Genomic DNA, 12,204 nt, shown 5'->3' with positions numbered 1-12,204 from the left:
AGACTTCCTGCACACCTACAACCATCACCGTTGCCACACCGCACTCGGCGGCCACCCACCGATCAACCGCGTGAACAACGCTTCAGGTCAATACAACTAGGCACTAGGCACCGAGGTAGCGGAGCACGGCCAGTACGCGCCGGTTGGCGTCCTCGGTCGTCGGCAGGCCGAGCTTCCCGAAGATCGCCGCGACATGCTTCTCCACGGTGCCCACCGACACCACCAGGGTCTGCGCGATGGCGGCGTTGGACCGGCCCTCCGCTATCAGCGCCAGCACCTCGCGCTCCCGGGAGGTGAGCGACTCCATGTCCTCGATGCGCCGCCCGCCGCCGGCGAGCTGGGTGACGACCTCGGGGTCGAGGGCGGTGCCGCCCGCCGCGACCCTGCCGAGGGCCTCGGTGAACTCGGCCACGTTCGCGACCCGGTCCTTGAGCAGATAGCCGACGCCCGCGGAGCCGGCCGCGAGGAGCCTGGTCGCGTGCTTGGTCTCGATGTACTGGGAGAAGAGCAGCACACCGGTGCCAGGATGCTCCCGGCGGATGTCGATCGCGGCGCGCAGGCCGTCGTCGGTGTGGGTGGGCGGCATCCGGATGTCGACGACGGCGACGTCCGGCCGATGCTCCGCCACGGCGGCCCGCAGCGCGTCGGCATCGGCCACGGCCGTGCAGACCTCGTGCCCGCGCTCGGTGAGCATCTGGGCGAGCAACTCCCGCAGTACGGCGGCATCCTCCGCGATCACGACGCGCATGCGGGGATCGTCTCACGCGTGCGGCGGCAGCTCGACCGTGACCGCCGTCGGTCCACCGGCCGGGCTGGTGATGTCCAGTCGGCCGTCGACCGTACGGACTCGCTGCATCAGCCCCGTCAGACCGCTGCCCGCTCCGGGCGTCGCCCCGCCGTGGCCGTCGTCGGTCACGCGCAGCCGCAGCAGGCCGTCCTCCAGCTCCGCCCGGAGCACCGCCCGGCGGGCTCCGCTGTGCTTGATGACGTTCGTGACGAGTTCCGCCGCGCAGAAGTACGCGATCGTCTCGATCGCCGGCGTCGGCCGCACCGGCACGTCCACCTCCAGCTCGACCGGCACCGTGCTGCGCGCTGCCAGCGTGGCCAGGGCGTTCGGCAGGCCGTCGTCCAGCGCCGGCGGGTGGATGCCGCGGGCCAGGTCGCGCAGCTCGGTGAGCGCCTCGGTGGCATTGCGGTGCGCCACGTCGACCAACTGGCGCACCCGCTCCGCGTCGGGCACCGGCTCCCCCTCGGCACCCAGCCTCTCCTTGGCCATGTCCAGGCTCATCGCCAGTGCCACCAGCCGGACCTGCGCCCCGTCGTGCAGATCCCGTTCCACCCGGCGCAGCACCGCCGCCGAGTCGTCGACCGCGAGCGCGCGGGTCTCCTCCAGGTCGCGTACGCGCATGGCGAGCTCGCCGGGGCCGAGCAGGGAGCGGACCAGCCACCGGTCCACGGTGATCACGCCCCGGGTGACCCACGGGGCCACCAGCAGCGTCGCAGCTCCGATCACGGCCGACGTGAAGGTGCCGGCCAGGGTGGTGCTGTGCGGAGCACCGCCGCCGACCGGGATCGGCGAGATCGTCGGCATACCCTCCGCTCCGGGGCGGGGGCGTTGGTGGAAGACGGCCCAGCGCAGCGGGGCGGACAGGTTGAGCAGACCGGTGAACCACCAGCCCACCGCGTACAGCCCGAGGGCGGCGACGGGCAGTTTCACCAGTGCGTACGCGATCGAACGCCACCCCGCCGCGTCCCGCAGCCGCGCATCCAGTCGCGCGAACATCCCCCCTCCCGGCCTCGGCACGGGCGGCGCGGTGACCCGCTCCCCCAGCAGGCGCGCCGCCAGCCCGCGGTGCAGCGCGGCGAGGCCGCGGGCGAGGCAGAGCGACGCGACGACCAGAACCAGCCCGAGGACGGCGCCGATGAGCGAGACGCTGAGACCGGCGCCGAGGGCGAGGAGGACGAGCACGAGGACGCAGCCGACCACGGCGAGGGGGAAGCCGAGCAGACAGTAGGTGACCTCGGCCCACGCCCGGGTGGTGAAAGGGGCGCGGAGGAGCGGAGGCAGACGCGCGGCGGGGCCGCTTCGGCGGGCGGGGTCCTCGACGTACGCGCCGGTACGGGCACCCTTCGCCGGTCCCGGCGTGCGCTCGTCGCACGCCGCCGGCCCACGAGCATCCCTGCCCGGGGGCTCCGGGTCGGCCCCCGCTGATGTGTCGCGCATGTCTCCAGTGTCCTGTCCCGAGCGGTCCACGCTAGCGAGCGGCCCGTACCGCATCCGCCGCCGGACGGCTATGCGTCGCGCCGCGCGAGCAGCCAGCCGCCCGCTGCCAGCGCGGCCACCACGTACAGGCACAGGACCGTGAAGCCCGCCCACGGCGACAGCACGTCCGCCACCGGCTTCGAGACGCCCAGCGAGTTCCCCGCGATCATGGTGGGGAAGAATTTCGCCACCGTCGTGCCCGTCAGCCCGGCCAGCACCGCCGGCACCACGAACAGCACGCCGACCAGCGAGCCGATCGCCGCCGCGGTGTGGCGCGTCACGGCACCGAGCGCGATGCCGATCAGACCCACCATGGCGAGGTACGCGCCGGACAGCAGCACCGCGCGCAGCACCCCCTCGTCGCCGAGAGCGGGCCGCGGCACCGCGTCGGTCAGCGCCAGTCGGCCGACGAAGAAGGTGACGAACGTGACCAGTTCGCCGATCACGAGCGTCACCAGGCCGAAGACGGACGCCTTGGCTGCGATCAGCAGCGGCCGGTTCGGGATCGCCGCGAGCGTGGAGCGGATCGTGCCGGAGGAGTACTCGCCGGTGACGACGAGCACACCGAGCACGCCGACGACGAGCTGGCCGAGGGCGAGCCCGGCGAGCACGTTGTTGACGGGGTCGAACGTGGCCTGCTTGTCCGGGCCCGGCGCCTTGGTGTTGGCCATGGTCACGACCCCGACGGTGATCATCCCGACCGTCGTGGCCAGCAGGGCCCACAGAGTGGAGCGCAGGCTGCGCAGCTTGATCCACTCCATCCGGGCGGCATGCGGAAACCCGTAGCGTCCGGCGGGGAGCCTCGTCGGTACGGCGCTCACGGCTGCCTCCTTCGCCGGGCGGGGGCGAGGCCCCGGTACTCCGCGCTGTCGCCGGTGAGCGCGAAGAACGCCTCCTCCAGTGACCGGCCGCCGGCGGTCAGCTCGGCGACGCTGGTGTCGGCGAGCAGCCTGCCCTGGCCGATGACGATCAAGTGGTCGGCGGTGAGCGCCATTTCACTGATCAAGTGACTGGACAGCAGAACGGTGCGGCCCTCGGCGGCGAGGGACTTCATCAGGGTGCGGATCCAGCGCACACCCTCCGGGTCGAGGCCGTTGACCGGCTCGTCGAAGAGCAGCACTCCAGGGTCGCCGAGCAGGGCTGCGGCGATACCGAGCCGCTGCGACATACCGAGCGAGAAGCCGCCGGCCCGCTTCTTCGCCACCTCGGTCAGGCCGACGGTGGCGAGGACGGCACCGACGCGGGACGGCGGGATGCCGTTCGCGGCGGCCAGCGCGGCGAGGTGGTTCTCGGCGCTGCGGCCGGGGTGGTACGTACGGGCCTCGAGCAGCGCCCCCACTTCCCGCAGCGGCCAGCGCAGGTCGTGGTACGCCTTGCCGTGGATCCTCGCGCTGCCTCGGTCGGGGCGGTCGAGGCCCACGACCATGCGCATGGTGGTGGACTTCCCCGACCCGTTGGGGCCGAGGAAGCCGGTGACGGCGCCAGGGCGGACGTCGAAGTCGAGGGAGTCGACGGCGACGGTCCGTCCGTAACGTTTGGTGAGTCCGCGGGCTTCGATCATGGGCGTTTCCCGGTGGCTTGGCTCATGGCTCGAAGCTATGGCCCGCCGGGCCGCGCCAGGAACGTGGCTGACCTCCGTCTTCGGCTGGGGGATTTCCCCCAGACCCCGCCCCTGAGCCCACCGCTGAGCCCGCCGCCGGGCCCCGAGGCCGTCGTGGGGTCTTCGAGCGGGGCGTCGAGTTCACTCCCTCCTCCCCCTGCACCTGGTGAGGCACCCGGTCGCGAAGGCGTACGGGGTCTGAGCGATGATCGACAAGGCGTACGCCATCCCGCTCGACGCCCCGTGAAGCACCAGAGGAGAACCGTCCGTTGACCTCCCCCTCCGACACCGGCAGCTACTACACCCGTATCGACGCGTCCCGCTACAAACCCACTGCCCATGCCGGTGGCGCCTGGGACCCTGACGAGCAGCACTTCAGCCCGCTCGGCGGCCTCGTGGCCCACGCCGTCGACCGTCACCTGGCCGCGCGGCCCGACGGTGGTGGACTGCACCTGGCCCGGATCAGCTACGACATTCTCGGCCGTCTCGCCCTCGACGAGTGCGAGATCCAGGTCGAGACCGTCCGGCCCGGCCGCACCATCGAACTCCTCGAAGCCACCGTCCGCATCGCCGACCGGCCGGTGGTCAGGGCCCGCGCCTGGCTGCTGGCCGCCCTCGACACCTCGGCGGTCGCCGGTGACCCCGTCGAGCGGCTCACTCCGCCGGAGCGACTCGCCCCCTGGCAGATGAGCGACCTGTGGCCCGGCGGTTACATCGCCTCCCTCGACGTCCGGCCCCTCACACCGCCGCGCCCCGGCCGCACCACCGCCTGGGTGTCCACCCCGCTCGCCCTGGTGGCCGGCGAAAGCAGCAGCCCGCTCGCGTCCTACCTCGCCCTGGTGGACACGGCCAACGGCATCGCCGTACGACAGCCACCCACCGCGTGGATGTTCCCCAACGTCGACCTCACGGTCCACCTCCACCGGCAGCCCGTGGGCGACTGGACCGGCCTGGACACCACCGTCACCTTCGGGCCCACCGGCCAGGGCCTCACCAGCACCGTCCTGCACGACGTCACCGGTCCGGTGGGCCACGCCCAGCAGATCCTCACCGTCCGCCCACTGGCCCACTGACCAGGCCGGTCACCACTCCCCCGGCCGGCCGGAAGAGGTGCTGGAGGAGGAACGGCTCAACGGGTGGAAGCCTGGAGGGCGGTCCGCTTGAGCACCTTGGGATGCGGCTGGTAGACGCCGGGCGGGGCGAACGCGCCCAGTGCCTGGTGGATTTCGGAGCAGGAGGCGTTGCGTTCGGCCCGGTTCAGCGCCAGCAGGGTGAACGTCGCCAGGGGTGGATGGACGGAGATCGCCTTGGCGGGGAGAGCGGTGACGTCGATCTCGCCGGGGTCGCGGAAGCGGCAGAAGAGAGTGACGGAGTACGGTGCCGAGCCGACCGAGACGAGGACGCGTTCAAGCTCGCGCCAGGGGAGTTCGGCGGTGCCATGGCCGCGCCGGAGAGTGACTCCCTCACGTCCGACGCCCAGTTCGGCGGTCTCCCGGAAGGGGCGGCAGGCCGCCCAGAAATAGGCGGCCGCGGGCACCGCGAAGATGAGGTAGAGCGTCAGGACGGCGCCCCAGTTGGCGACCACGTCGACGCCCTGTGCCATGGCCACACCCAGCGGGACCGTCCCGAGCACCGCCACCCACAGCAGGGCGTCGAACAGGCGCCGGAAACGTATGCCCCAGAAGCGGTCCTCGCCGCCGTCGATGAGCCCCAGCGGAGCGTCGGCTTGGGCCACCTCGGCTTCGGGCTCCGCCGAAGCCGCCGGTCCCGTCGCGGCGGCCGCCTCCACCGAGCGGGTGTACGCGACCGTGGGCAGCGGCGCCGGAACCGGCTCGGTCGGGTGTTCCCCGCCGGTGAGCAGGGCGACCAGGCCGGCCGGTGAGGGCCTGCGCGCCGGGTCCTTCGCGAGGCACAGCGCGATGGTGTGGCGCAGCTCGTCCGGAACGGCCGACAGGTCCGGCTCCTCGCCGACGACCCGGTAGAGCAGAGCGACCGGGGTGCCCGTGCCGAAGGGTTCGGCACCGGTGGCGGCGTAGGCGAGGACCGCGCCGAGGGAGAACACGTCACTGGGCGTGCCGATCCGGGCGCCGGTGGCCTGCTCGGGCGACATGAAGCCGGGGGTCCCCATCACCACACCGGTGTGGGTGAGGGCGGTGCTCGCACCCGAGCCTTCCAGGGCCTTGGAGATGCCGAAGTCGATGACCCGGGGCCCCGTGTCGGTCAGCAGGATGTTGGAGGGCTTCAGATCCCGATGGACCAGGCCCAGCGCGTGGATCGAGGCCAGTGCTTCTGCCAGCCCGGCACCGAGGTCGCGTACCTCTGCCGCCGGAAGCGGGCCGTCGTCGGCGATTCTGCGGTGCAGGGAAGGCCCGGGGATGTACTCGCTCGCGATCCACGGCTCGGGACCGTCCGGGTCCGCGTCCACCACGGCGGCGGTCCAGTAGCCGCCGACCCTCATGGCCAGCTCGACCTCGCGGCGGAAGCGCCCACGGAATCCGGGATCGTCGGCGATCTCGTTCCTGACCACCTTGACCGCGACCCGGCGGCCCGACGGAGACCGGCCGAGGTAGACACGGCCCATCCCGCCACTGCCGAGTCTGCCCAGGAGCCGGTACGGACCGACGTCCCGGGGATCGCTCGGTGCGAGTCCGTCCAACGCCGCGCCCCTCCCCCGTTTCGCTGAACTCCCAGCATATTCATACACCTTGGCCCAGGTGGAGGCCGAGGTGCGGTCCGCGGTCCCGGCGTCCTGCCCCGTGCCCGGCGTTCACGGCGTGCTCTCCCGGCGACCGCTCTCCGCGATCATGTGGACACTGACGAGCAGCGTCCACAAGGGGAAGGTCAGCTGGAACCAGCCGGAGCTGGGGGCGACGAGGAGCAGAAGGAGCGCGATCAGGTAGCCGAACCGGATGAGCCACATCGGAAGGCGGCCCAGCCGGAGACCGATCGTCGACGTACAGGCCGTGAAGACGGCGGCCATGCGCATGCAGTAGCCGCTCAGCAGTTCCAGGGCGTATCCGCGCCCGAAGTCCCACAGGTGCTGATCGGATGGCCGCGGGTGTCCCTCGAAGACGGCGAGGAGGCTGCCCGTTGCGGCGGCCACCGCGAAGAGCATCGCGACGAACAGCAGACCACTGCCGAGGAAGACCGTGGCGAAGAACTTGTCCTCGGCCTCTCCGATGTGGCTGCGCACCGCTCCCATGAACCACAGGAAGATGATTCCGGCGAACGGCAGCACCGCCAGCTCCGCGCGAGCCGCGGTGCGGCTCGAGGAACTGCCGAGCCAGGCCGTTCCGTGTGCCGGGCCGCCCGGGATCGCGCTGTGCACCAGCACGATGGTGGCCGCCAGCAGCACGGCGAACACGACTCCCGCCGCACCGGCTGCCCGGGGCGTGCGCAGGGACCGGCCCACCGTCCCGACGGCTCCGGCTCCTCGCTGACGCACCCGCCGGTCACCCGGCCCCGGCCCGGAACAGCGGCCCTGTGACGGACAGGCCGGCGCCGGACTGCGTGAGGGGAGAAACCGTCACGTGCACGAGGGTGATCGTGCGTGCGCGGGTGGCCAGGTCTGTCAGCCAGTCAGGCACGGAGCCGGGTGTGACGGTGACGGCACGCTCGGGCGGCAGCGGGGCGCCGCCCAGGTCTGTGAGCGTGCCGGACAGCGCGCGGAGGTAGAGCGTCACCGCCTTGTTGCCGCCCTGCCCCTTGAGCGTGGACGTGGTCCCTGCTCTCGTCCGCAGCCGCAGGACCGCGCGGCCCCGGCCCGCGGTCATGCCGAGGCTGACCGCTTCCACCGATCGTGCGGTGAGCTTCAGCGCCTGGACCGCGCCCGCTCCGGTGCGCACGGTGACCACGCCGTGGAACGCGGCACCGAGCAGTACGAGTCGGTCGGCGCGCACCACCCAGGGGGCGTCCGCGGGACGAGCCGGCGGCTGGTCGAGCGGTGCCGCACCGGAGGCCGACGGCGCGGTGCTCCTCACCGAGGGCGGGGTGCTCGCAGACACCTGTGCCCCGGCCGCGGGGGGCGTCACGCCGGCGTCGGGGGTCGCCGCCGGGGAACCGGCCGGTTGTGGGGCGGTGCTCCTGGGAGGCCGTGTGATGTCCGGTGCCGGCGGGGCGGTGAGCGAGGGTGCCGGCAGCGCGCTCACCGGCGCCGTGGGGGTGCCTGTGCCGCCGGGGGCGGAGAGCGGGTCCGTCGGCCAGGGCCAGGGAGTGGGAAGGCTCAGGGCCAACGGCACGGTGACCAGGGCGAGCGCGCGGGCGACGGGCCGTGGTGCCCGGCCGGGCACGTGACCGAACAGCCGGGTGCGGCCCGAGCGGTGGGCCTCGGAGCCGTAGGGGTGCGTGTTCCGGTGGGTGTGCTCAGGTGTCACGTCGGCTGTCTCCTGACGGCACGGTCGTGGACTCCTGGCGCGCGGCGGCGGTGAGCGGTGCGGCGACGTCGGGCGGGATCCAGGAGCAGGCCATGCTGCCGCCGATCAGACCGCTGATCAGCCCGAGGAACAGGCCGCCGAGGTTGGCGACGGGGAAGGAGACGAGGGTGAGCAGCAAGGTGGCGATCCCCGCGAACACGCGAAGGTGAGGGCGGTACCAGAGGGTGAGTCCCAGGGTGACGAGCAGAACTCCGATGATCAGGGACCCGGCACCGGATGTGGTCGACAGGGCCAGCGGAATTCCGCCGAGATCCAGGTCGGCGTACGGCCAGTACAGGATGGGCAGGCCGGCCGTCGAGGTGAAGAGCCCTGCCCAGAAGGGGCGTTCACCGCGCCAGGTGCCGAATCTGCGCCAGGTCCGCGCCGCGAGGACGCGCGGTCGGGGGCGGGGTCCGGAGCGCGGTCGGGGTGGTCTGCGGGAGAGCAGTCGCAGTCGTCTGCCGGAGAGGTGGGTGATCACGTGCCGTCCAGGTCAGGAGCATTCGTGGTGGCCCTTCTCGATCTTCAGGCGCAGGCCGGGGATGTTGAACGTGCCCGCGGAGATGGCGACGGCGGTCACGTTCACATGGTTCAACGTGGCCGACACGGCCTGCTGCCCGAAGCCACTGGGGTCGAAGAACCGTGAATTCCTGTCGCCCGGGTCGACGGGTCCCTTGGTGATCGCGCCCTGCGCGATGCCGATGTCGATGTCCCGGAAGTCCGCCTGCCCGACCGACTCGGTCGTCGCGTCGAGGAACATGTTCGACGCCGTGGCGGGGCGTTCCTCTCCGCCGGTGATCTTCAAGGTGTGCGAGCCCAGCAGTGGCAGGTCGAGCGGTACGGCCTGGCACAACCCGCTGATCGTGGCGTGCCGGGCACCGGTGACCAGGACCGGAACCCGCTCGCCCTTCTTGGTCACGTCCACCATGACGTAGATGCTGAACCCGCGGACGGTCAGCGTGTCCACACTGACCTGGAACCTCTGGCCGGAGATGAGGAACGACGCGGCGAGTGCTCCCTGGGCCATGGCGATGCCGAGAGCGGCGCAGGCCGCGATACTGGGGGTCAGGATGAGCGCGAAGCGTCGCCACCGGGTTCTGCCGGCACGGTGCGACATCCTGTCTCCTTCGCTCATGACCCGCGCCCCGCTGGTTCCGGGCACGGCAGACATCGGTCGTCCAGTGACGGATCCTAGGCTCGCGGGCACGTCGATCCGCTGCACGTCAGGCCCGGCGTACGGGTGATGCGACTCCCACCGGGCGCTCTGGGCCGCGTTCGTGGAGCCGGGCGAGTGACCGGACACCCCGTTCACGCCTTCCCCCGTCCGCCCTCCCGGATTCTCCACCTTGTCTTCACCAGCCTTGCCGATCACGTCCATACCGGCCAACTCGCCCCGTGTGGCAGGGTTTTGACGCGGTGCGGTGGCTGTCGCGGCGACCATCACGCCGACATCGTCATCCACGGGGACGGCGGGCAACCCTGTGCCTCGCCCCTCGGCAGCGACAGGAGAGGACCGATGGCCGGCTACGTGATGGCTGCCACCGACGCAGGCGGCGAACGGCTCGGCGAACGTGACCTCTCCGCAGCGCCCACGCTCGGCGAAGCCGCCGGGTTCGGCGACCGTCACGGGACGAACTACGTGTCCGTCCGCCACGGCCACGACATCACCCTCTACGGCAGGGACGCCACCGGCACCTGGTCGGTCGTCGTCGCCGATGCCCCCGCCCCTGTCGTCGTGGAACTGCGCCGACAGCACGACGCCCTGTGCGGGCCGCGGCCGGCCTCGGACGGCAGCGCCCCCGTCGGCTTCGAGTACGCCCCCAACCCTGGCGACGACTACGTGCTGACCGCCGTCGACGTGGACGGCGAGCCGTTCGGGGAACGCGTCACCTCCACGGCACCCACGCTCGCCGAGGCCGCCGATCTCGGCGAACTCCACGAGGCGAACTACGTCATAGCGGGCCGGGACGGCAGCGATGTGGTCACGCTCCACGCGCGGGACGCGGACGGCGGCTGGTCGGTGGCCGCCGCCGATGTCGATGTCCGGACCGCCGAGGAGGTGTGCCTCTGGTTCGACCTCACGCACCACTACCGGGGCCGGTCGTCGTCGGCCGGCGTCGATACCGGCGGCCCCACGGGCCGCCACCCCCTCGACCACGCCGAGACGCCGGAGGGCGGGCGGATGGCCGCGGCACAGGCGGTCTCGCTGGTCGTGGAGCGCATCCGGGCCCGCCGTCTGGACTACCCCACGCAAGGCCTGGCCGCGGACCGCTTCGAAGGTGGCTGGAGCGTCTACGCGCCGGTGGACATCGACGACAGCGATCCCATGGCCTTCCTGGACATGCCGGTGGGCCGGTCGGTGTTCCTGGTGAGCGACGCCGGGCGGGTCAAGGAGACGTCGAGCGCGATCCCCCCGCGGCAGGCGGAGGAGATGTTCACCGCGGAGGAAGCGTACGTTCGCCGAAGGCCCGCCGAGGAACGGTTCATGGACCACCTCCGTGACGAGGTCATGCGGCTCGACTCCGGGCCGGAAGGCGCCGCCGGCATCGCCTCGTTCACCGTGGACGCCCCCGCCGCGGAGGTGGTGGCGGCCAGGGCGTCGGCCCTGCTCGGCCCGATCGCTCAGCAACTGGCCCTGCTCGGACCCGCGGGATGGGACCGCTTCACCGCGGTCTTCTCCTTCACGGTCTCCGGTGAGGTGGCCCAACTGCTGTTCCGGTCCGGGAACCGCAGCACCGAGGTCCGGGTACCCGAGCAGATCGCCGTGCTGGTGCGCCGGCAGCGGCACCTCGCCGCGCGGATGCCGGCCGGGCCGTGGTGGCGCCTGCTGCTCACCGTCAGCCACGGCACGGGCGCGAACGCCCGGGTCACCACGGACTTCGACTACGGCGACCGGCCCTTGCCCGACGATCACCTGCTGGCCCCCGAGCAGTACCGCGACGACCTGGCCGCCTACCCACGCGCCCACACTCCGGAATGGCTCGTGAAGTACATCGCCGCAGCCGACGGGCCCGGCCCCGCGACCGGCACGGCCCCGCAGGCCGCCGGTACGACGACGCGGCCGCCCGGACCCCGGCAGGACCGGTCCGCGGACCCGGCACCCGCGTCGCCGCCGAACCCGGCGCCCCCCGCGGGACCCGCGCGGCCGGGCCAGGTTCCGGTCCTGGACACCAAGCTCGGCTGGACCAGGCTGCACGCCGACCCGCACGTGATCACCTACGGCAGGGCATCGATCGACCTCGACCAGGTCGAATGGATCAGCTACTGGGCGACCCACACCGCCCAGAAGCGCTTCCTGTACCCGACGACCTACACCAACACCTGGGACTTCCAGGTGGGCCGGTACCCGTACTACGGCGGGCAGAAGGTCTCCGTGCGCTTCTTCGAAGCGGGCCGCCGAGCCGACCAGCCGGAGGAGTGGGCGTTCCTGGTGAATCTGGCCAGGCAGTACCTGGAGCCCCGGTTGCTCGCCGAACTGCTCACCCGGGTCCGCGGGGGTGAGACCGTCACCGTCGGCGGCAGCGTGAAGGTGGACCGGACCGGCATCTCGTGCGCGAAGCCGCGGCTCTCCGTGCCCTGGGAGTCCGTCAGCGGTGCGCAGTTGCACAACGGCATGATCTGGATCCATCGCACGGGCGTGGAGAAGCCCCTGCTGACCGTGCCGCTGAGCCACCCCAACGCGATGCTGATCCCGGACCTGTTCACCTCTCTCATGCGGTGACGGCCGAGCACCGACCGGCCCCGACTCGTCTCCGCCCGGCCCGCACGCGGCGTGCGTGAAGCTGTACGGATGGGACATGCGTCCCACCAGGGCGTGTCGAGGGTGCCGAACATAGCGTGACGTCACCGCGAGGGCAGTCGGCTCCGGTCCGGGAAGCAGCGGCAGTGCGTCCGGCGGGTCGTCCGGGAGCGGTGGCTCGAGCTCGTCG

10 protein-coding genes and 2 pseudogenes are annotated in these 12,204 nt (G+C 72.2%); 3 read left to right on the top strand and 9 right to left on the bottom strand.

The window, feature by feature from the left end; all coding sequences use genetic code 11:
- Window positions 1–100: pseudogene (locus tag ABZ484_RS31610) on the top strand (IS481 family transposase); the annotation flags it as partial.
- 3 nt (window positions 101–103) lie between these two features.
- Here ABZ484_RS31610 and ABZ484_RS31605 read toward each other — a convergent pair.
- The 4 genes and pseudogenes from ABZ484_RS31605 to ABZ484_RS31590 form a co-directional block, all read right to left on the bottom strand.
- Complete coding sequence (locus ABZ484_RS31605) at window positions 104–748, bottom strand: response regulator transcription factor (protein ID WP_358869354.1); 645 nt, start codon at window positions 746–748, stop codon at window positions 104–106.
- A gap of 12 nt (window positions 749–760) precedes the next feature.
- The gene (locus ABZ484_RS31600) at window positions 761–2,224 is read right to left on the bottom strand and encodes a sensor domain-containing protein (RefSeq protein ID WP_358869353.1); all 1,464 of its coding nucleotides are present in this window, start codon (window positions 2,222–2,224) and stop codon (window positions 761–763) included.
- 68 nt (window positions 2,225–2,292) lie between these two features.
- On the bottom strand, window positions 2,293–3,084 hold the full coding sequence (locus ABZ484_RS31595; RefSeq protein WP_358869352.1) for an ABC transporter permease: 792 nt from the start codon (window positions 3,082–3,084) through the stop codon (window positions 2,293–2,295).
- A 101-nt stretch (window positions 3,085–3,185) separates the two neighbouring features.
- Window positions 3,186–3,824 (bottom strand): annotated as a pseudogene (locus tag ABZ484_RS31590) (ATP-binding cassette domain-containing protein); the annotation flags it as partial.
- Between the two features lie 308 nt (window positions 3,825–4,132).
- On the opposite strand from ABZ484_RS31590, the gene ABZ484_RS31585 reads away from it, so the two are divergent.
- Entirely contained in the window at window positions 4,133–4,936 is an 804-nt protein-coding gene (locus tag ABZ484_RS31585; RefSeq protein WP_358869351.1) for a thioesterase family protein, read from the top strand.
- Between the two features lie 56 nt (window positions 4,937–4,992).
- Here ABZ484_RS31585 and ABZ484_RS31580 read toward each other — a convergent pair whose 3' ends face one another.
- From ABZ484_RS31580 to ABZ484_RS31560, 5 genes are all read right to left on the bottom strand, one after another.
- Window positions 4,993–6,519: a serine/threonine-protein kinase gene (locus ABZ484_RS31580; RefSeq protein WP_358869350.1), complete on the bottom strand. Its 1,527-nt coding sequence runs from the start codon at window positions 6,517–6,519 to the stop codon at window positions 4,993–4,995.
- 111 nt (window positions 6,520–6,630) lie between these two features.
- The gene (locus ABZ484_RS31575; protein ID WP_358869349.1) at window positions 6,631–7,308 is read right to left on the bottom strand and encodes a hypothetical protein; all 678 of its coding nucleotides are present in this window, start codon (window positions 7,306–7,308) and stop codon (window positions 6,631–6,633) included.
- A gap of 7 nt (window positions 7,309–7,315) precedes the next feature.
- Window positions 7,316–8,236 carry a hypothetical protein gene (locus ABZ484_RS31570; protein WP_358869348.1) on the bottom strand — a complete coding sequence of 307 codons (921 nt, stop codon included), beginning with the start codon at window positions 8,234–8,236 and terminating at the stop codon, window positions 7,316–7,318.
- A complete protein-coding gene (locus tag ABZ484_RS31565; protein ID WP_358869347.1) occupies window positions 8,226–8,756 on the bottom strand; it encodes a DUF6114 domain-containing protein in 531 nt (176 codons plus the stop codon). The genes ABZ484_RS31570 and ABZ484_RS31565 overlap by 11 nt, the downstream gene beginning before the upstream one ends.
- 12 nt (window positions 8,757–8,768) lie before the next feature.
- Window positions 8,769–9,392: a DUF6230 family protein gene (locus ABZ484_RS31560; protein ID WP_358869346.1), complete on the bottom strand. Its 624-nt coding sequence runs from the start codon at window positions 9,390–9,392 to the stop codon at window positions 8,769–8,771.
- 399 nt (window positions 9,393–9,791) lie between these two features.
- On the opposite strand from ABZ484_RS31560, the gene ABZ484_RS31555 reads away from it, so the two are divergent.
- Window positions 9,792–11,996 carry a hypothetical protein gene (locus ABZ484_RS31555; protein ID WP_358869345.1) on the top strand — a complete coding sequence of 735 codons (2,205 nt, stop codon included), beginning with the start codon at window positions 9,792–9,794 and terminating at the stop codon, window positions 11,994–11,996.
- The last annotated feature ends 208 nt before the right edge of the window (window positions 11,997–12,204 follow it).

Origin of the sequence: Streptomyces sp. NPDC006393 (genome assembly GCF_040628575.1) — a bacterium.
Taxonomy (GTDB): domain Bacteria; phylum Actinomycetota; class Actinomycetes; order Streptomycetales; family Streptomycetaceae; genus Streptomyces.
The sequence above is the reverse complement of the archived record's forward strand: the minus strand, read 5'-3'. Positions and strand labels throughout refer to the sequence as shown.